Genomic DNA, 19045 nt, shown 5'->3' on the forward strand with positions numbered 1-19045 from the left:
AAAAAGCGTTATTGGGGCGCGGCCGTAGCCGCATCATCGAAGGCGCGCCGGGCCTCTTGCGGCAAGGCGTCGGCGATGCGCTGGAATTCGGCGCTGACGGCCGCCTGCAGGGCGTCCATATCCTGCGCGGCGGCGACCGTCTGGCAGATGGTGATGTCGAGCAGGCAGGCGCGCGCGGCCGTGATGGCGCGCACCGTGTCCGCGTCGCCGTCGGCCATGGCGGCAAAGCCGATGCCGGCCAGGCGGTTGAGGATGGCGTCACGACGCGCGCGAACGGTATCGAGATAGGCGGCGGACACTCGCGCGTAGGGCATGGCTGGCGGCGGCGTGGTGCGCAACGTCCCTTTGACAAACTTGAACGATCCGCCCGATGCGCGGGCGGCATGGGCGGCCAGGTGGTCCGCCTCGGATACCTCAAACACATCGGACGGGATATCCTGGTACGTGATGTTGACGGGGTAAAAAAAACCTGTGCTCGGTGAATATCTGACGGACATGATTAGTTTCCAATCGCAAAGTAGGATGGGGTGATGCCGGCCGACAGCGCATTTCCGTTGTAGGTGAACAGCCGACAGCCCGTTTTTGTCCTCATACCGACGTTGATGTTGCTGGGCAGACTGGACCCGCTTCCGCCTTGCCCTTCATATCCAGTGAAGACGTGAAAACACGCGTTTGGAAACGGAATCGGAAAGATCACGTCGACATAGCCAGATTCCGGTGTCTGCGCTCCGCCGCCCCATTGCAGGATCATGCCGCCGGGTTGTTTCTGGTAGCCGCTCGAAGACAACATTGCCGCAAAGTCGGCATTGCGCCACAGCTCGGCGGTCGAGTCGATGACTTGCCAAACCTTTGCCCCGGTCGCCATGAGGGTCAGGAATTGTCCCGGCTTGATTGTGATGCTCGGCACGCTGCCGACATCAAATCCAATGCTCACGCCTGGCGCGGCAAGAATGGTGCCGCTATTGAACAGTCCGAAGAACTTGACGCACTTGCCGGAATTGTTGGGAATGCCAAGCGATACCGGGTCGGGAATGGTGATGGCCTTGCCCGCAGTCGGGAAGTACAGGGCGCAGCCCATATCCTCGGCGGTGAGCGAACGGCTTTCAGTGACCTCGGCATAGCGCACCAGGTTTCCTTGCGCGCGCTGCACAAAGTCGGCATTGACCAGTTTTTTCGACGCGTCAAATTTCGGCGGTGTCACGATCTCCTTCATGCTGTATTGCGGATGCGGGTCCAGAGCGGCCAGGTGTTTGGCCAGTTGCGCATCGCCGTAGGCGCGGACAACGATGTCCTGCTCATCGGCATACTGGCGCGTGGCCAGGATGACGGACGGATCGATTTTCAGCTCGATGGCGGCCGTGCTGGCGACGATCAGCACCACGCGTACCACCTGCGTGCGGCCGCTGCCCTCGACCATCAGGGGCTTGTAGCTGGGCGGGCAGTTGGCAACCGCACACAAGTCGCCCGCCTCGTCGTAGATGCCGATTTCGCGCAGCCACCAGCCGCCCACGTCCTCGGGCAAGACTTGCTCGACGATGATCTGGCTGGCGTTGGCCGGGTCGATGGCGAGCTGGTTCAGGTCGGCGCGGCGCATTTCGCGCACCAGCGCCTTTTGCAAGCGGTCGGGGATCGGCAAGGCGCCGTTGCCGTCGCCCACGCCCATTTTTTTCAGTTTCAGGGTTTGGCCCAGGGCGATGGCGTTGGCCAGCTTGGCCTCGCCCACCTGCGTCAGAATGGCAAAGTATGTGCTCATGGATAGATGGTCATGGTGTCAATGGTATGGGGTGCGCCGCCCTGTAACAGCGTGCCGCGCACTTCGATTTCTTCGGCGATCCACGGATAAACCGTCATCGCATCGCCGTGATAGGTACTCAAGCCGATCCGCACCTGGCCACGGGTTTCCAGATACAGCGCCAGGCCCGTCAAATGCCGGCTGACGGGCTTGGCGTCGGCGATCAGGCGTTCCATTTCCTGAAACATGGCGTCCGTGATGCCTGTATCCAGCACGCCGACGTCAAGGCGGAAGGTGCCCGGCACGCCTGGCGGCGTGGTCTGCCACCATTCGGTGATGCGGATCAAATAGCCCAGGGATTCGACCACGCGGCGCACGGCGGCAATCGTACCCTTGTGCTTGTGGATGAAGTAGGACGCCTTGATCGTGCCGCGCTTGACCGATTCGGGCCAGGCATCGTCCCAGCGGTCGACGGAACAGGCCCAGGCCAGGAACGGCAGCAGGGCGACCGGGCAGCGGTCGGCGTTCCACAGGTCGCGCAGCGGCACGGGCACGTTGACCAGCTCGGCGCAGGCCACGGCAATGGCGCGCTCCAGCGCCGTGGTGTTGGGCGGCAGGGTGGGCACGGTCTTATTCATCGAGCACGACCACGTTTAAATGGATGGCGGTGCAGCGCGCGGCCTGGGTGGCGTCCAGCTCGATGTCTGCCGCCGGGCTGGTCAAGACGACCTTGCGCACGCCTTCGACGTGCACGGCGGCGCTGCAGGCGGACCGGTAGATGCTGTGGCCCAGCGGGCGGCGCGGCTGCGACACGCGCATGGCGTTGGCGCGCGCGGCGGCCAGCAGAATCGGCACTTCCGGGCCGACGCCGATAAACAAGGTGGCCTCGATCTGGTAGTCGATGACCTGGGCGGCCTGCACGGTGAGGCGGTCGCCCAGGGGACGCACTTCCTCGGCGTTGAGCGCGCGCGTCACGGTGCCCAAGAGCGCGGCATCGGCGATGCCGGTGTCGTTGTTCGCCAGCACCGTGACGGTGACGCTGGCCGGCGCGGGGCTGGTGGCGCTCGCGTCCTTGACACGGCCGTCGCTGCTGCGGGCGTGGAATTCGTAGGACGCCTTCGGGCCGGCCACGGACAGACCGTCCGGCGCTTCCTGGATGCGCAGGCGATAGGCGTCGTTGTCTTCCATGACGGCCGCCACGGGCGGCAGGGCGCTGGGATTGGCTGGCGTGATGACCAGGCGGGCCACATTGACGTTGGCGCCGAGCTGGTCCAGGTCGCCGTCGAGCGCAAACGCCAGCATGACGGCCTTGCCGGCCTCGTTGACGCGGTTGCGCAGGATGGTTTCCTGATACGCGTTTTCTTCCAGCAGCTTGGTGGCCGGTTCCGATTCCAGCTCCAGGAGGGCCGTGACGGCCGCGCGCTCGGCTTCCGGCAGCAGGCTGACCAGGTGGGCTTTGCGCGTGGCGAGGATGGCTTCGAAGTCCAGCACCTCGACCACGCTGGGTGCCGGCAATTGGGTCAGGTCGATAGGCGTGCTCATACGGCGCCGCCTTGCTTGACGGGCACGGCCAGGGTAATGCCCTGGCCATTGGCGGTGCCGTCGAGCAGCAGCGCGATGGCGCCGTCCGTGTCGCGCGTGAGTTGCACGCTGGACAGTTGCAAGCGCGGTTCCCAGCGGCGCAGGGCAAAGGCGGTGGCGGCGTAGATGCGCAATTGCGTCGCGCTGTTCAAGGGCTGGTCGATCAGCTCGGGCACTTCGGAACCATAGCGGCGGCGCCGGATGCGCGAGCCGATGGGCGTGGTGAGAATGTCGGTGACCGACTGGCGCAGGTGGCCCAGGCCCGTCAGGCTGCGCCCGGTGGTGGCGTGCATGCCCATCATGTTTGCGGCCCGCCCGACTGGTCGCCGCCGGCCTTGACGCCGCCGTGCTGATGCTTGGCCAGGCTGATGGCGCCGGCCAGCACGTCCTCGCTGGCCTTGATTGTCCCTTGCACGGCCATGGCCACGCCGCCAGCGGCACCGGCCTTGGCGTTCACGCCGCCGTTCAGGGCGGTGGCGCCGTTGACGGTGGCCGCTTGCATGACGATCAGGTTTTTCATGACGGTCAGGTCGCCCGTGCAGATGGTGCTGGGCGCGTTCGACGTCACCTTGTCCGCGGTGATGGTGGCTGTGCCTCCGGGCAGCGTGGCTGTCAGGGCGTGGGCCGCATGGTCGTATTGCACCACGGCGCCGTCGGGGTAATGCGTGGTGTGGATGGTGGGATTGGTTTCGGGGGCGTCAAATTCCTGGGAGTACAGCGCCGGCACGATGACGCCGCGCGTCAGGTCGCCGCCGGGGGAAAAGACGATGACCTGTTCGCCGACGGTGGGCGCCGACCAGGTGCGCGTGCTGCCGGCGCGTCGGGTCGCCCATTTCAGCCATTCAGTGGTGAGTGTCGGCCCCAGCCGCACGCGCGCCTTGGCCCCTTTGACCTCGGCGATGGTGCCCAGGCGGATCAGGTTTTGCAGCAAGCGGAGGAGGTCGGACAGGTCGGCGTTCATGCAGTGCATGTTGCCGAAGTCCGCGTGCGGATGCACGCGGGGGCGGGTTGATATAAGAAATAATAACTTCTTTGTGACTTTTCAAAAAATAATGTTTAATATGGTGGGCTGCAAAAATTGCACGTATAAAATTTAGTTATGAAAATTAAATATCTTATGGGGAAGTAGAAATAATATGGAATTTTTATCTTATTTTGGCGTTGATAGTAAAACCAAAATTTATATTTTGGCGATATCATTTTTTCCAATTGTTGTTGTGTTGCTTAGTTATTTTTGGCCAAGGTCAATAGACGCATTTAAAGATTTTGTGTTTTATGTGGCATCCGGTGTGGTTGACCCATTTTTTGTAAGGAAAGAAGAAAGTCCAGAGATTTCTAAATTGAATCAAGATATTAAGGCTCTTAGGGATGGTAATGATGAGCTTTTGAAACATTTGAAATTGTATTCTATAGTGGGTCCCCCAAAGCCATTTGCTACGATTGATGAAACAATATCCTCTTCTCAGAATAACGATCTAGCTATATCGGATGACGATGATTTTGATGATGTTGTTGAAAAAGCCTTAATAAAAAAAGTTGTTTCCGGTGGAGAGGGGCTCGCATTGGCAGATTTGTTGAAGATCAGGGATGCTGCAAACGAGGAAGCTAAAAAAAGGGCTCGTGGTATGAGCCTTCAACGAACTGTAGAGCAACAATTGGATAGTGCATCAAGTATTAAGCGGGCAATGATAAATCTGTTTGTGGCAGTAAGTATTTTAATAACCACGATGATGGTTTTTAAAATAGGATTTGTGGATGCTGATCTTCAAAAAGTAATTCTTGGGCTTTATGTGAGTTTGGCTACATTCATAGTTTATGTTTATCGTTCATCTAATGCTCGCGCTTTGGTATTGTTGGCAATAAAGGAGGACTCAAAAAAATATCATGACGTTGAAAAGTTTATTCAGCGGCTCAAGCCCTATGCTTCTCCAACTGATCGGGATGTGGATGTTATTAAATTGCTTCTATTAAATAGAGCTGAGCGTGAAAAAAATTCTGAGCACCCGTATGAGCTGGTTCTTAAGGGGGTATCAAATTCTAATATTCTATTAAAGGGCGGAAAGGTTTTGGAAAGTATTGGAAAAAATAAGTAGTTATTTTTAAATTTTTCTAGAATTGGACTTTAATTTTCAATGTTTTTGTTGGGGATTTAAGTAATTAATTAATGAATTACGGATCACTGCTGAATCAAATTTATTTAATCCTAGCAGTGATCTCGTCGGATATTTGTATGCCGGGCCATTTTTTTTAGATACGCGATCTTGCTGGCCAAACTGATGCACATGCGCCACGCGCGCCACCCAGCCAAAGAACCCGACCTCGATCTGCTCACCGCTTGCCTTCACTTTCAGGTGTTTGGCGGTGCGAATCTTGGCGAACATGGCTGCCTTTTGCCGCTTGATGCGCCCATTCTTTCCCTTCAATTCCTTGCGCCGCTTGCGCGCCGGATAGGCCGTGCCGTCCGGCCCCTGCTGCGCCTTGATGCGCTGCGCCTGGCTGCGGCGCAGGTCGATGGCCACCTTGTGATTGATGGCGCGGCGCTGGGCCGGCTGCAGCTTGGCCAGCAGGGCGCCGGCCCAGGCTTCCAGGGCGTGCAGGTCGCCGCTCATGCCGTCGCCTCGGGCGTGCGCCATTCGGCCAGCAGGGTCTCGCCGTCATACAGCTTCCAGAACTCGTCGGCGTAGGCCGGCATGTGCTGTATCTCGGCCAGGTGCTTGATGTCCAGGCGGCCAGCTTCGCCGGTCTTGACGGCGACGCGCTCGGTCAAGTCCAGCTTGATCGAAATATCGACCGTTTCATGGTTGTTGAAATCGACCTCGAAGGCGATGCCGTGCTTGCGGGTTTCCTCGTTGGCCATCAGGTCGAGCTGGTGGACTTTCAGCCAGGCGATCAGGGCCACCATGATGGCGTCGGCGTCGCCCGCGTAGTCGGTCACGATCAGGTTGAGCTTGAAGCGGTATTCGAAGGAGAGGGAGGCGGTGGTCGACGCCACCACGTTGCCCTCGTCGGCGAAGACCAGCAGGCGGTCGGGGTCGCGCTGCAGGTCGGGGATGGCGGCGGCCAGGTGCTGGCGCAGGCTATTCGGTTTGTACATGGTAGGTGTTCCTTATTGTGTTGTAGGCGTCGATGCAGGCGTTCAGCTGACGGGTGGCGTCGTCGCCGTCGCCGGCAATGGCGTCAAGAGCTGCCGCAATCGCCGGGTCAAGTTCGGCGCGCGCTTGGTGCCGATGGCCTGCGGCAGCGGCGGAATCTGCAGTGGCGGCGCACTGGCCGTCGGCAATGGGGATTGACAGGCGCACAGCGCCGCTGCGCACGTCATCGTTAAAACGGTCACGCTCGGTTTTCGCATGGGTTTGCTCCTGGGTGAGGTGGTCGGCGCGTTGCGCCAGGGCGACGCCGGCCGCGCGCTCCAGCGTCAGCACGCGGGCGGTGGCCTGGGCCAGTGCGGTGGCGGCGCTGGTCTTGCTGGTGGCCGCCTGCTGCTGCAGCTCGGCAATGGCGACATCCTTGCGCCAGCCCTGCGTCGTCCAGCCCGCGATGGTGCCGCACAGGAGAACGGCGGCCAGCGGGCGCCAGGTGGTCGCGCTCACATGGCCACCCGTTCCTTGATCCAGCCGAACAGAAAACGGCGTTGGGTCTTGTTGGCCTCGGTGATGTCCAGATAGCGCGCCGCCTGCAGGCCGTTCAGGGCGCGCAGCAGCACGCTGGCGCCGTCCTGGCCGCGCCACTTGAGGAAAGCGGCCAGCGCGCCCAGCGACTGCGCGCCCAGGCGGCCGTCGACGAACAGAGCCGGATAGCGGGCGCCCGTGTCGTTAAAACCGTTCAGCCAGCGCTGCAGGAACTCGGCCGCGCGGTGTGGTCCCATGTTCACGCCCGTGTCGATCAGCTCGGCGCCGATGCCGGCATGGATGGCCAGCACCTGGTCGAACTTCGGTTCCGTGATATAGCGCGCCGTGTAGATGGCGCGCGCCACGGCCACGGGCAGATCGCGCATCGGCCCCGCGTAGCCGTTGGCGCGGGCCACGACGACCGTGATGCCGTAATTGGTTTCGCCGCCCGCATCAAGAGGGTCATTCACATAGCCGCCTTCGGTGCGCAGTATGGCGTCGATGGTGCGCGCGATGAGTGGATTGTCGAGGGGGGCCATCAGTGTTCCTTCGCGTCTTTGACCAGCTCGGCGATGTCCTTGTCGCTGCGGCGCTGGAACCACAGGGCTACGGCGCGCGATACCCACCAGCCGGGCGCGCCCACGATCAGATCGATGGCGGAGGCGTTGACCATGGCGCCAATGGCGGGGAGCTGGGCGCACAGCAGCTGATACACGGTGCCGCCCAGCAGGCACGAGAACACGCCCGCGCAGGCCAGGCGGGCGACGAACTCGCCCTTGTTGAAGGTGCCGTCGCTGTTCAAGGGCGGCAGCACGATGTACAGCATGGCGGCGCCGACCATGCCCAGCGCCGCCTTGAAGCCGTACAGTTTGACCAGGGTGGCGAAACCACCAAACGATTCTGCGGACATTGCTTGATACTCCGGGGTGAGGGGTGAGAGATTTTTCATAATGGTAAAAATGGTGGATTGCTGCGTTAATCCCATAGCTGCACGATGTCAGCAAGCTGGCCCATGCTGGGCGCCGGCTCGGGCAGGGTGACGACCAGGCCGGCCGGCAGCACGGCGCCGTGGCGCGCCAGCGCGGGATTCAGGGCCAAGGCCTGCTCGACATATCCCGCGCCGTCGCCCAGGTAGCGCCACACCAGGGCGTCTACCGTGTCGTGCTGCTGCGTGCGCACCTGCATCAGATCAGTTCCACGGTCAGGTGCGTGCGGCCGACCATATCGGCGATGGCCCATTGCGCATTGCGCCGCTGCGCGCCGGGGGCGTCGTCGAGCCACTCCATGCTTTTCTTGTCGCTGACGGACGTGGCCGTGCTGTCGTAGTCGCGGTAACGCTCGATCAGGTCAGCTTTCGCCGTGCTGTAGACGGCGCGCCGGTACTGCGCCAGCAAGCGGGATTCGCGGTTGATGCGCGTGGCCGGCACGTCCACCAGGGCGGCGATACCGGTAGCCGCTTGCTTGCCCTGCCAGTCGGCCAGTTCGCGGTTGACCTGCAGGATGGCGTCCACGACGGCTTGCACCAGGCGCGCGTCGGTGACGGTGCCGTCCAGGCGCATGGCGTCGCGCATATCGGTGAGAAGGATGTCGGGAAACCAGCCGTCGTTCTCGATGACGCCAGGGGCCGGTGCTGGTGGCGCCGGGGCGGTGCCGGGCTGGATTGACGGGGGCAGGGCCATGAAGGACATACGGGGCTTTCAAAAAATAGGGCGGTGGACGGGGTTCATCAGGTCAAAGGGTTGGCCAGAATTCCCCCGTGCCGCCGTGCTGCGGGGGATGCTCTTTACGTGGAACCGGCCGCGCGCTTGAGGCGCCGTTCCAGCCGTTCCATATCTTTCTTGACGCCGCACGACTCGGACAAAGCGCGCGCGCGTTTCAACTGGCCCATGGCCGTTTCCGCTTGCTGCACCAGCGCCGGGGCGATGTCCGTGTCGTCGGCCTGATCGAGCACGGCGATCATGGCCAGGCCCATGGCCTTGTGCAGCTTGGCGCGTGCCTGGTCGGGCGCGTCGCTGGCGGCCGTCAGCTGTTCGACGGTGCCCAGCACTTGCGCCGCGTGCTGTGGATCGGCGGCCAGCTTGCCGTGCAAATAGCCTTCGGCAAACTCGTCCAGCATCAGGGTGGCGATGTCGCGGCTGTAGCCGTCGGGCAGGGTGAACTTGTGCGCCAGCGCGTATTCGGCCATGACCAGGGCGCGCGCGTACTCGCCCGTGTCGATGTGCCACACCAGCAGGGTGGCAAACACGTCATCCTGGGCGCCCTTGCCGCCGGCCAGCACGCCGTCGATCCATTGCGCGTAATCCGGCAGCAAGGTGGCCTTGACCTCGATCTTGCGTTCGACCGACTGAATGGCTTTCAGGCGCCGGCGGTCGTCGGCCAGCTTGTAGAGCATCAGCTCGTAGGCCGTGCCGGTGGTGACGCCTTGCGGCGCGGCGGCGCCGGCCGTGCGCTCGGCCAGCATGCGCGCGCGGTGGCGCAGGGCGGGGGATTGGTTCGCCATCACTTGTCTTTCAGCTCGATGTTTTCCACCAGCGCGGCCAGGCCCAGGTCTTCGATCACGTAGGCGTCGTTCGACGACTCGTAATTTTCGATGCGGTCGCGCTTGGGCTCGTCCACCACGCGGCGGCGGCGCGCGCCGTCCTGGAAGTAGATCGACAGATTGTCGAAGCGCGTAATCAGGATCGCGTTGTCCGGGAAGTAGGGCACGCGCGCGGCCGGCAAGCCGCCGATGCGTTTCTGGCTGATGATGATGTCGGCCGCCAGGGTTTCCGTGGGCGCCTGCTTGGTGTTCACCAGCGGGAAATATTTATCGTTCAGCAGCTTGCGCCCGACGATGGCCACCAGATTGGTGTCTTCCTGATACCACGGGTCCAGCAGGTTGACGGCATCGGTGACGGCCGCGTCGAGGTTGGCATAGTCGGCGCCGTCCGCGTCGCCGATGATGACCTTGCCCGGCATGCCGGCGGCGACCAGGCCCAGCACGCGCTCGGGCGCCTGTTCGCGCAGGTGCTGCAGCCAGCCCTTGTTCACGTCCTGCAGCAGCGGGTTGGCGGCCAGGTCGGTGGTGGCCATGACTTTCACGCCATTGAAGCCGATGACGATGCGGTCGAGCGCCTGGCGCGTCAGGATGGCATTGGCCACGCGGGATTGAAAGTCTTGGAACTTGGCCCAGGCGTCCAGCTTGGCATAGCTCAAATGCGTGTCGAAGTTGGTTTGCTCGCAGCGGTACTTCGAGCTGTCCATGGTGGACAGGTCGCGCGTTTCGCGTTCCTTGTCCTTGGTGTTGGTGCGGCTGGCAATCGGGCCGGACACGCCCAGGCCCAGCTTTTCGCCTTCCTGCTCGCCCACGCCGATGATGTTCACTTTCGACAGGAACTCGCTCGATTCCTGCATCTTGTTTTCCAGCTTTTGCTGCACGCTGGGCGTGACGCTGAAGGTCTTGGCCACGTTGTCTGTGTCGTTCAGTTGGCCCAGGCGGGTTTCATACTGGCCAAAGACCTGGCGCGTTTGCTTTTTCATATATCGGTGCTCCGTTGTTGAATGGGGTAAAAAGGGCGAGGGCGCTTAAAACTCGGTCTGCACGGCGCCGTTGTTGCCGGTGGCGGCCGGGCGGCGCGGGCCGTTGCCGGGCGCCTCGTCCATCTGCGCCTTGAAGGCGGCCAGCTCGTCCTGCGTGGCCTGCAATGCCGTTTCGGCCTTTTCCAGGCGCGCCAAGGTGCCCAGGTAGTTGTCGTTGGCGGTGACGACGTGGCCGGCCAGCGCTTCCACGGCTTCGCTGATGTCGGCGAACTGCGCGGCGTCGGCGCCGGATTTATGGGAGAAGCGCGACAGCAGGTTTTTCACGGCGTCGGCCAGCCTGATGCCCTGCTCTTCGAATTCCAGCTCGACCTCGACGGCCGAGGTAAACAGGTTGGTGCTTTGCTGCTTGCGGCTGGCGGAGAATTGCAGCGCTTCGGTGCCCAGGCTGGCCGGACTGTCGGTGACGCCCAGGCCGACCAGATAGGGCTGCGCCGAGTCGGCAAAATCGGGTTGAATTTCCAGGCTGGTGTACAGCTTCTGTTTCGCCTTGTTGATGGCCACCAGTTCCGGCGTGGGTTCGATCTGCGCGAACAGGGCCAGTTTCTTGCCGCTGTCGGTGTCCACCTCTTCGGCCTTCACCGCGATCACGTCGCCGTAGGCCTTGAATTGGCTGTCGGGCAGGATGCCCCGGATGTGTTCGAGCCAGATGCGCGCGCCGTAGGTTTTCGGGTTGTAGGTGGCGGCGAGCTGCTCGATGGTGGCGCGGTCGATGTTGCGGCCGTCCGTGGTGGCGCCTTCGGTGGCGACGCGGAAGAATTTCGATTTGGACATGGTGGGCGTTCTCGGTTGATCGGATAACGCCATGGTCAACGTCTTGGCCCGGCGATTCAATGCGGGGCGGGTTGCTATGGCCCATAGCGACTTTTGCCTTTCCCCGCTCCGCGCGCGCGCGGCCTACGCTGGCGGCATGTTAGGAATCCATCAAACCCCTGAAGAAAAAATCGCCGAACTGGCCGTGCCCGAATCCGAGCCGCGCCGCGCCGCGCGCGCCCTGTACTGGAAGGGCTGGCGCATTTCGTCCATCGCCTGCCACCTGGGAATCAAGCGCAGCACCATCAATAGCTGGAAGCTGCGCGACGAGTGGGACAAGGCGCAGGCCATCGAGCACGTGGAGGCGGCGGCCGAGCTGCGCCTGGTGAAACTGATCGAAAAAGAGGTCAAGAGCGGCAGCGACTACAAGGAAATCGATCTGCTGATGCGCGCTATCGTGCAGGCGGCGCGCGTGCGCCGCTATGAGCAGCCGGGCGGCAACGAGGTCGATCTCAACCCCAAGCTGGCGAACCGCAATGCCGGCCCGAAGAAGAAGCCGACGCGCAACGACTTCAGCGACGAGCAGCGTATTCAGCTGCTTGACGCCTTCCAGGACTCGCTGTTCGATTACCAGAAAGTTTGGTATCGCAACGGCGACCAGCGCACGCGCGCCATCCTCAAGTCCCGCCAGATCGGCGCGACCTGGTATTTCGCCCGCGAGGCGCTGGCCGACGCGATGGCGACGGGGCGCAATCAAATCTTCCTGTCCGCCTCCAAGAGCCAGGCGCACGTCTTCAAGCAATACATCGTGCAGTTCGCGCGCGAGGCGGCCGGCATCGAGCTGACGGGAGATCCCATTGTGCTGCCGAACGGCGCGCACCTGTATTTTCTGGGAACCAACGCGCGCACCGCGCAGGGCTACCACGGCAATTTCTACTTCGATGAATTCTTCTGGACGCAGAATTTCCAGGAGTTGAACAAGGTGGCCTCGGGCATGGCCATTCACAAGAAGTGGCGCAAGACATATTTCTCGACGCCATCCTCGACCATGCACCAGGCCTACCCGTTCTGGACGGGCGAGCTGTTCAACAAGCGCCGCGCCAAGGCGGATCAAGTCAACATCGACGTGAGCCACGGCCGCCTCTCGTCGGGCTTCACGGGCGAGGACAAGATCTGGCGCCAGATCGTCACCATCCTGGACGCCGAGCGCGGCGGCTGCAACCTGTTCGACATTGACGAGCTGCGCAACTTCGAATACAGCCCGGACCAGTTCGACAACCTGCTGATGTGCAACTTTATCGACGACTCGGCCTCGGTCTTCCCGCTGGCCGAGCTGCAGCGCTGCATGGTCGATTCCTGGGTCGAGTGGGACGACTACAAGCCCTTGCTGGGCCTGCGCCCGTTCGGCAACCGGCCCGTGTGGATCGGCTACGACCCGGCCTTGAACGGCGACAGCGCCGGCTGCGTCGTGCTGGCCCCGCCCATGACGGCCGGCGGCAAGTTCCGCATCCTGGAGCGCCACCAGTGGCGCGGGCAGAGCTTCGAGGATCACGCCGACGCCATCCGTCAGATGACCCAGCGTTACAACGTCGAATACATCGGCATCGATACCACGGGCATGGGCATCGGCGTGCTGCCCATCGTGCGCGGCTTTTTCCCGGCCGTCACCGCCCTGAACTACTCGCCCGAAGTCAAAACCCGCATGGTCTTGAAGGCCAAAAACATCATCAGCAAGGGCCGGCTGGAATTCGACGCCGGCTGGACCGACATCGCGCAATCGTTCATGGCCATCCACAAGACCCTGACCCCCAGCGGGCGGCACGTGACGTATGTCGCCGGCCGCAGCGATGAAACCGGCCACGCCGATCTGGCGTGGGCCTGCATGCACGCCCTCGATCACGAGCCGTTCGAAGGCACCACCGACAACCACCACTCTTTCATGGAGATTTATTCTTGAGCAAAGCACGACACTTGCGCGGCCGGCAGGCCGAGGGCGCACCATCCACAGCGGCCACGGCCACGGCCACGGCGCCGGCCGCCGCCGGCATCGAGGCGTTTTCCTTCGGCGACCCCACGCCCGTGCTCGAGCACGCCGACATTCTCGACTGCTTCGAATGCTGGAAGAACGGCCACTGGTACGAGCCGCCCGTCAACCTGGCCGGCCTGGCCAAGTCGTTCAATGCCGGCGTGCATCACAGCAGCGCCATCCACTTCAAGGCCAACGTGCTGGCGTCCACCCTGATTCCCAGCAAGTACCTGTCGCGCGATGGTTTCAAGCGCATGGCCCTGGACTTCCTGACGTTTGGCAATGCCTACCTGGAAGACCGGCCCAGCCGCAGCGGCAAGGCGCTGGCGTACCAGCATGCGCTGGCCAAGTACATGCGGCGCGGCGTGGACTTGGACACGTATTTCTTCGTGAACGGCTACCAGGCCGTGCATCAGTTCGACAAGGGCCGCGTGTTCCACCTGATGGAGCCGGACGTCAATCAGGAGCTGTACGGCGTGCCGCAGTACCTGAGCGCGCTGCAATCGGCCTGGCTCAACGAGGCGGCCACCTTGTTTCGCCGCAAGTATTACAAGAACGGTTCGCACGCCGGTTTCGTGTTCTACATGACCGACGCGGCCGCCAACACCCAGGACGTGGACAACCTGCGCCAGGCCATGCGCGACAGCAAGGGGCCGGGCAACTTCCGCAATCTGTTCATGTACGCGCCGAACGGCAAGAAGGACGGCATCCAGATTCTGCCGGTGTCGGACGTCGCCGCGAAGGACGAGTTTTTCAACATCAAGAGCGTGACGCGCGACGACCAGTTGGCCGCGCACCGCGTGCCGCCCCAGCTGATGGGCATCTTGCCGAACAATGCGGGCGGCTTCGGTGCGGTGGAACCGGCCGCGCGCGTCTTCGCGCGCAATGAGCTGGTGCCGCTGCAGGCGCAGTTCATGGCGATCAACGAGTGGGCCGGCGTGGAAGTGGTGCGCTTCGCCCCGTATGACCTGGGCCTGGGCAAGGAGGGCGCGCAATGAGCGACCACATCGACAACACGGACAAGATCATCTTTGCCGAGGTGGCGCGCGGCCTGGCCGCCGTGCGGCGCCGGCCCGCCCTGGTGGCGCACGGCTGCTGCCACTACTGCGACGAGCCGCTGGCGCCCGCGCTGTTGTTCTGTGATGTGGACTGCCGCGATGACTACGAGAAGGAGCAGGCGGCCAAGGCGCGCGCCGGCCGCACAGGATGAACGTCACGCCGCGCTAGCCAGCTGGGCTGGGCCGCGACAGTCCAGCCGCGCCGAAGCGCCCCAGCCACCACAGAAGCCGCCCATGAGGCGGCTTTTTCACGTCCCGACGAATGACGTTGCTCTTAGAGCAAGAAAAAGGCCCGTTTCGGCCCGGCGCGCGCAGTTGTCCCCCCTCCACACCTGCCCGCTAGTTAGGGGTCTTTTGACTCAAATTTGCGCCATGGCCGAAGGCGCATGAAGACTGGCGCGGCGGGACGAAGAGGGGGCATGCGATTTGACGCATTTTGACGCACTTTGAGAGGTTTTTTTTGTGGCCTACTATTTACCGTGGGAATGGTGTGTTTCGCGCTGTGGCGGGCGTTAATCGTGGTTGAAATGTACTTCCGTGGTTGGTTTGGTGTGATGTTCGTGATGATCGGGGGAGCGGATTTCGTCCTGAATTTACCGCAGGACGAAATCGCGTATTGATGGTTTTTTACTGAGGGAAGAACTTTGCTTTAGATGGAGCACAACGCGCGGGTAATCCAGCTTGAACAACGTATCTAATTCCGTCAGCGCCTACGTTGATTCAATGCTGGACGACTAATTATCACTCTTTAAATAATCATCGACTTCGATATCCAGTGCGTGGATTTCGTCATGGTGTACATTACAAAGGGTGATGAGATTTTCCGCTGTGTTAGCACCGCCGCTCACGTGGTGCACTCGATGATGCAGTTCCAAAATCTTGCGTGGGTCAGAGGGCGAAACGTCACTGTGCTTCCAAAAACACTTCTGGCAAGCCATCCCGTCTCGCTGAAGTACGACAACACGAACTGCGTCCGGGATTCGGCGATCGTGGGCAGGCAACTGCCGATCCTCCTCCAAGACATAGACGCCAATAGGAAGATCTTGGCGACCTTGTGATCGCGTCACCAAGGGCCATCCTAGCTGTGTCCTCAACTCCCTTGCACGCCGCGCCCATTCGGTTTTGTCACCTGAAACGTACCTAAGTTCCTCACCAGTAACCTGTTTGCCAATATTTTGCCGCAGGAAGGCAAGAATCTTGTCCTGAACGGATGCATTTGACTTCCGAATAGTTTTTGATAAGTTCCAGCGGTAAGCAGCCTCAAGATCTTGAGTGTCCCGCATCAGTAAATACTCCTCTGGCTTCATTGACGACAATGGCCTGCCGTCAATTTCTATCAAAGTATCTTCTTCCTCTGCTTCGGCCAGCTCTTTTGCGGTAAGGCCACTTAAGATCGACCAGCCGAGTTCAACGCGCAATTCTCTTACCCTGCGTGCCCACTCACTGATCCCTGACACGACCATTAGCTCGTCGCCGTGGATGATCTTTTGAGGGTACGACTTTAGATAAAAAATGATGCGATCACGTGCTGCCGGAATGTCTTGATTAATCAACGAACTGCCAAGATCACGGAGTAAATGAAACGCGGGAACCAGAGCCAAGACCTTGTGCCTTAGGTCATCATTTTGCAGATCGACCCCGAAGTTCTTAAGGGCCTCTGCTAACTGAGTTCTAATCAGCTCAGGGGTATTTTTGACTGGTCTGCGCGCCATTTGGATCCGATCTTCTAGGGTTTTAATTAATTCGTTTACACATCGCTCGGCGTCGTCCTTTAACTCATGTTCCCAAAAACGAACCACTGTCCATCCAAGCTCGACAAGTCCGGTATTTACATTTTGATCGCGCAGAGAGTTCTTAGTAAGCTTCTCAGACCAAAAAACGGAGTTGGTCTTCGGTTTCTGACCGTGGATAGGGCAAGCATGCCAGAAACAGCCATCGATGAAAACGGCAATTTTTGCTGAAACGAATACTAAATCGGGCTTGCCGAGTAGTCTTCTTCCGAGACGATATCGTAGGCCCCGCGCCCACAGAGCTTTACGAAATTTGACTTCCAGACTTGTATCTTTGTTTTTTACTCTGGACATGCAACGACTTCGTTGCTGTGGCGTCATCACGTCTGTCACACGATATCCAGTCAGGCGGCCTTTTTAATTTTTGTCGTGTCCAACATTTCCCTGACCATTTTAGAAATGGCACCAGCAAACGGAGGGCAAACAGCATTACCAATTTGGCGTGCGACTTCGGTCTTACTTCCGGCAAACTCGAAATCGTCAGGGAACCCCATGAGACGTGCAGCTTCCCGATGGGTAATTGGTCGGTGTTTTACAGGATGGAGGTATCGACCTTTTTCAGGTTTGAAGAACTCGGTCCTGATGGTGACCGATGGCTTGTCCCACCAAAGGCGACCGAACAAATCCGTTCCTCCTGAAGTCTTGCGAACCCAACAGTCAGGTGTCAACTCAGGCGCATTCTTAAAGAGGTCAAATCGGTTACCACCTGGGGGAACAACCTTGTACCGAGCCAAACTTTTTGCCGTTGGATTTCGCCCAAAGTGAAGGTTTAAATGCCCTTCGATATCACGAATTTCAACGCCGACAGGATCAGGAAGATCGCCAATAGCATCCTTCACCGTAACCCAGTCGGGCAGGCCATCTTTGGCGCCTGGCGCAGAGCGCGTTTGCTGTGGGGGAAAAGCTGGACGAGCAACCCCAGCTTTCGCGTGCCATCCAACAATGACTGCGCGGCGCCGCACTTGTGGGGCACCAAAGTCAGCGGCATTCAATATTGCTGCCTCAATCTCGAAGCCCATTTTTTCAGCGCGACGAGAAATATCCTCGAACTCTGAGGACTTGAGCAATTCTTTGACGTTCTCCATCACGAATATCTTGGCCCCGCTGGCCTTAACAATATCCATGTACGGTTCCCACAACGCACGGCGAACATCGCCTTCGCGGTTTTTGTTCAACAGACTGAAACCTTGGCACGGGGGGCCGCCGATCACAACGTCTGCCTGAGGAATGGTTGGCTTGCTTTCTAACCAGACTTCAATGTTTCCCGAGACCGATTTGCCACCGAATGCATCCTCATGGGTCTTAATCGCGGCAGAGTCATTGTCAACTGCAAGAACGCACTTGAAGCCGCCACCAAAGCGTTTGTCAACGAAGCCTAGCGTCATGCCGCCAGCTCCGCAAAATAGGTCAATTACTCGATATGTCATTGGTTGTTTCTCTTGCAAGTTGCATCAGTGAATCTGGGGAGCGAAGCCATAATTATGGCTTGCATTGCGTGCCACACCCAGCTTTTTTTGCGAATTCCGCATCAAACAACTGTATAAAACAACAGTTGTTTGATGCGGGACAAAAAGTCGAACGCGAGGGATCTTCACTATCGAACTGGGCTACGGCTCGACCGGATGTGGGTACGCAGTGATTCCGTCTTTGTTTTGGTAATGCGTTATTGGCTGAAGAGGGCATACGCAAGAAGTTTTGCGCCGATGAGTAAGTGTCATTTTGACATTTTTCGTGATGCCGCATAAAACGAGTTTACTACATCGCTGCGTTCACTGCCCCGCATCTCCGCGCGCTTTGGGCTTGCGTCTGAAGATCCTTTATTAGTTAAATTAGCAATGCAGTCCTTGGATCGGTACCATTTGGATGAATAGTTTGCTCCACAAACGTAAAATGCACCGCATGGGTGCTGGCTTGTGCGGCTGCTATAATGTCACTTTTGCGGAGCAGAAACGGGCCGCAAGCCCGCATGGTTGTTGAGTTCCTTGTCGAGCTTCCCAAGCTTACGACGAGGGTTCGATTCCCTTCACCCGCTCCATTTTTCGCTGGCGCCTGGCTTGATGCGGCGCGGCTACTTATTTCTCCATTCCCATGTCTTCTGATACCCCAGCAAACGGCCCGGCGCGGCCGATGATGTACGATCCGACCGAACACCGCATCCGCAGTTTCGTCACCCGCGCGGGACGGCTGTCTGTCGCGCAGGCGCGCGCGCTTGAGACCTTGGGGCCGCAGTTCCTGTTGCCATTCGCCAAGGAGTCCATGGACTTCGAGCAGGTGTTCGGCCGCAAGGCGCCCGTGATCCTGGAAATCGGTTTCGGCATGGGCGCGACGACGGCGCATATCGCCAAAGCCATGCCGGAGAAGGATTTCATCGGCGTCGAAGTGCATACGCCTGGCGTCGGCAGCCTGTTGAAGCTGATCGGCGAAGAGTCGCTGACGAATCTGCGCTTGCTGCAGCACGATGCGGTGGAAGTGCTTACGCACATGATCCCAGCCAATTCGCTGGCCGGCATCCATGTGTTTTTCCCTGATCCATGGCACAAGGCGCGCCACAACAAGCGTCGTTTGATCCAGTCGCCATTCGTCAAGCAATTGACCGACCGCCTGGCGCCGGGCGGCTATCTGCATTGCGCCACCGATTGGGAAGATTACGCGGTGCAAATGCTGGACGTGCTGGGCGCCGAGCTGCAACTGCGCAATAGCGCCGATGCCTATGCGCCGCAACCGGCATATCGTCCGCTGACCAAGTTTGAAAACCGCGGTTTGAAGCTGGGCCATGGGGTGTGGGATCTGGTGTTCATCAAGAAATAAACGCATTATGGCGGCTTGCCCACCCCTGCCATTTGCATAAAAATGAAGCCTGCCGCAGCAATGCGGCGGGCTTTTTTATTACTTGCGCAGCCTTGTGCGGGCTTGGCAAAGCG

The 19045-nt window shown here is 60.1% G+C and carries 23 protein-coding genes; 5 read left to right on the forward strand and 18 right to left on the reverse strand.

The genetic code is table 11. From position 1 onward, the window contains the following. Positions 1–8: 8 nt before the first annotated feature. From OX462_RS02435 to OX462_RS02460, 6 genes are read right to left on the reverse strand one after another with little or no spacing between them, the layout of a single operon-like run. A complete protein-coding gene (locus OX462_RS02435) occupies positions 9–497 on the reverse strand; it encodes a hypothetical protein (RefSeq protein WP_409027683.1) in 489 nt (162 codons plus the stop codon). A 2-nt stretch (positions 498–499) separates the two neighbouring features. After that, the gene (locus OX462_RS02440) at positions 500–1753 is read right to left on the reverse strand and encodes a phage tail protein (protein WP_409027684.1); all 1254 of its coding nucleotides are present in this window, start codon (positions 1751–1753) and stop codon (positions 500–502) included. After that, positions 1750–2370 carry a phage tail protein I gene (locus tag OX462_RS02445; RefSeq protein WP_409027685.1) on the reverse strand — a complete coding sequence of 207 codons (621 nt, stop codon included), beginning with the start codon at positions 2368–2370 and terminating at the stop codon, positions 1750–1752. Before OX462_RS02445 ends, OX462_RS02440 begins: the two co-directional genes overlap by 4 nt. After that, the gene (locus OX462_RS02450) at positions 2363–3274 is read right to left on the reverse strand and encodes a baseplate assembly protein (protein WP_409027686.1); all 912 of its coding nucleotides are present in this window, start codon (positions 3272–3274) and stop codon (positions 2363–2365) included. The genes OX462_RS02445 and OX462_RS02450 overlap by 8 nt, the downstream gene beginning before the upstream one ends. Then, positions 3271–3606 carry a GPW/gp25 family protein gene (locus tag OX462_RS02455; RefSeq protein WP_409027687.1) on the reverse strand — a complete coding sequence of 112 codons (336 nt, stop codon included), beginning with the start codon at positions 3604–3606 and terminating at the stop codon, positions 3271–3273. The genes OX462_RS02450 and OX462_RS02455 overlap by 4 nt, the downstream gene beginning before the upstream one ends. A 5-nt stretch (positions 3607–3611) precedes the next feature. After that, a complete protein-coding gene (locus OX462_RS02460) occupies positions 3612–4283 on the reverse strand; it encodes a phage baseplate assembly protein V (RefSeq protein ID WP_409027688.1) in 672 nt (223 codons plus the stop codon). A 166-nt stretch (positions 4284–4449) separates the two neighbouring features. Between OX462_RS02460 and OX462_RS02465 the strand changes: the two genes are divergently transcribed. Continuing rightward, positions 4450–5406, forward strand: a complete 957-nt coding sequence (locus tag OX462_RS02465; RefSeq protein ID WP_409027689.1) for a hypothetical protein — start codon at positions 4450–4452, stop codon at positions 5404–5406. Positions 5407–5442: 36 nt separating this feature from the next. Here OX462_RS02465 and OX462_RS02470 read toward each other — a convergent pair whose 3' ends face one another. From OX462_RS02470 to OX462_RS02515, 10 genes are all read right to left on the reverse strand, one after another. Next, positions 5443–5922, reverse strand: coding sequence for a phage virion morphogenesis protein (locus OX462_RS02470; protein WP_409027690.1), 480 nt, complete (start codon positions 5920–5922; stop codon positions 5443–5445). Beyond that, entirely contained in the window at positions 5919–6407 is a 489-nt protein-coding gene (locus OX462_RS02475) for a phage tail protein (RefSeq protein ID WP_409027691.1), read from the reverse strand. The genes OX462_RS02470 and OX462_RS02475 overlap by 4 nt, the downstream gene beginning before the upstream one ends. Beyond that, positions 6391–6903 carry a lysis system i-spanin subunit Rz gene (locus OX462_RS02480; protein WP_409027692.1) on the reverse strand — a complete coding sequence of 171 codons (513 nt, stop codon included), beginning with the start codon at positions 6901–6903 and terminating at the stop codon, positions 6391–6393. The genes OX462_RS02475 and OX462_RS02480 overlap by 17 nt, the downstream gene beginning before the upstream one ends. After that, the gene (locus OX462_RS02485; RefSeq protein ID WP_409027693.1) at positions 6900–7460 is read right to left on the reverse strand and encodes a glycoside hydrolase family 108 protein; all 561 of its coding nucleotides are present in this window, start codon (positions 7458–7460) and stop codon (positions 6900–6902) included. The genes OX462_RS02480 and OX462_RS02485 overlap by 4 nt, the downstream gene beginning before the upstream one ends. Then, the gene (locus tag OX462_RS02490) at positions 7460–7831 is read right to left on the reverse strand and encodes a hypothetical protein (RefSeq protein ID WP_035820867.1); all 372 of its coding nucleotides are present in this window, start codon (positions 7829–7831) and stop codon (positions 7460–7462) included. Before OX462_RS02490 ends, OX462_RS02485 begins: the two co-directional genes overlap by 1 nt. A gap of 65 nt (positions 7832–7896) precedes the next feature. Then, positions 7897–8106, reverse strand: coding sequence for a tail protein X (locus OX462_RS02495; protein WP_409027694.1), 210 nt, complete (start codon positions 8104–8106; stop codon positions 7897–7899). Next, on the reverse strand, positions 8106–8609 hold the full coding sequence (locus OX462_RS02500; protein WP_409027695.1) for a head completion/stabilization protein: 504 nt from the start codon (positions 8607–8609) through the stop codon (positions 8106–8108). Before OX462_RS02500 ends, OX462_RS02495 begins: the two co-directional genes overlap by 1 nt. A 95-nt stretch (positions 8610–8704) precedes the next feature. Beyond that, positions 8705–9421 (reverse strand): phage terminase small subunit, encoded by a 717-nt coding sequence (gene gpM / locus OX462_RS02505; RefSeq protein ID WP_409027696.1) that lies wholly within the window; start codon positions 9419–9421, stop codon positions 8705–8707. After that, a complete protein-coding gene (locus OX462_RS02510; protein WP_409027697.1) occupies positions 9421–10440 on the reverse strand; it encodes a phage major capsid protein, P2 family in 1020 nt (339 codons plus the stop codon). The genes gpM and OX462_RS02510 overlap by 1 nt, the downstream gene beginning before the upstream one ends. 45 nt (positions 10441–10485) lie before the next feature. Beyond that, complete coding sequence (locus OX462_RS02515) at positions 10486–11271, reverse strand: GPO family capsid scaffolding protein (RefSeq protein WP_409027698.1); 786 nt, start codon at positions 11269–11271, stop codon at positions 10486–10488. A gap of 136 nt (positions 11272–11407) precedes the next feature. On the opposite strand from OX462_RS02515, the gene OX462_RS02520 reads away from it, so the two are divergent. The 3 genes from OX462_RS02520 to OX462_RS02530 are packed head-to-tail and all read left to right on the forward strand — an operon-like array spanning position 11408 to position 14486. Further along, positions 11408–13207, forward strand: a complete 1800-nt coding sequence (locus OX462_RS02520) for a terminase ATPase subunit family protein (RefSeq protein WP_409027699.1) — start codon at positions 11408–11410, stop codon at positions 13205–13207. Then, a complete protein-coding gene (locus tag OX462_RS02525) occupies positions 13204–14274 on the forward strand; it encodes a phage portal protein (protein WP_409027700.1) in 1071 nt (356 codons plus the stop codon). Before OX462_RS02520 ends, OX462_RS02525 begins: the two co-directional genes overlap by 4 nt. Then, complete coding sequence (locus tag OX462_RS02530) at positions 14271–14486, forward strand: hypothetical protein (RefSeq protein WP_409027701.1); 216 nt, start codon at positions 14271–14273, stop codon at positions 14484–14486. The genes OX462_RS02525 and OX462_RS02530 overlap by 4 nt, the downstream gene beginning before the upstream one ends. A 582-nt stretch (positions 14487–15068) precedes the next feature. Here the strand turns inward: OX462_RS02530 and vsr are convergent. Both vsr and OX462_RS02540 read right to left on the reverse strand, forming a co-directional pair. Next, positions 15069–16445, reverse strand: a complete 1377-nt coding sequence (gene vsr / locus OX462_RS02535; RefSeq protein ID WP_409028718.1) for a DNA mismatch endonuclease Vsr — start codon at positions 16443–16445, stop codon at positions 15069–15071. A 23-nt stretch (positions 16446–16468) separates the two neighbouring features. After that, on the reverse strand, positions 16469–17551 hold the full coding sequence (locus tag OX462_RS02540; RefSeq protein WP_409027702.1) for a DNA cytosine methyltransferase: 1083 nt from the start codon (positions 17549–17551) through the stop codon (positions 16469–16471). Positions 17552–18251: 700 nt separating this feature from the next. On the opposite strand from OX462_RS02540, the gene trmB reads away from it, so the two are divergent. Continuing rightward, complete coding sequence (gene trmB / locus OX462_RS02545) at positions 18252–18932, forward strand: tRNA (guanosine(46)-N7)-methyltransferase TrmB (protein WP_409027703.1); 681 nt, start codon at positions 18252–18254, stop codon at positions 18930–18932. Positions 18933–19045: the final 113 nt, after the last annotated feature.

The sequence above is a fragment of the Janthinobacterium aestuarii genome, assembly GCF_046113285.1.
Lineage (GTDB): Bacteria > Pseudomonadota > Gammaproteobacteria > Burkholderiales > Burkholderiaceae_D > Janthinobacterium.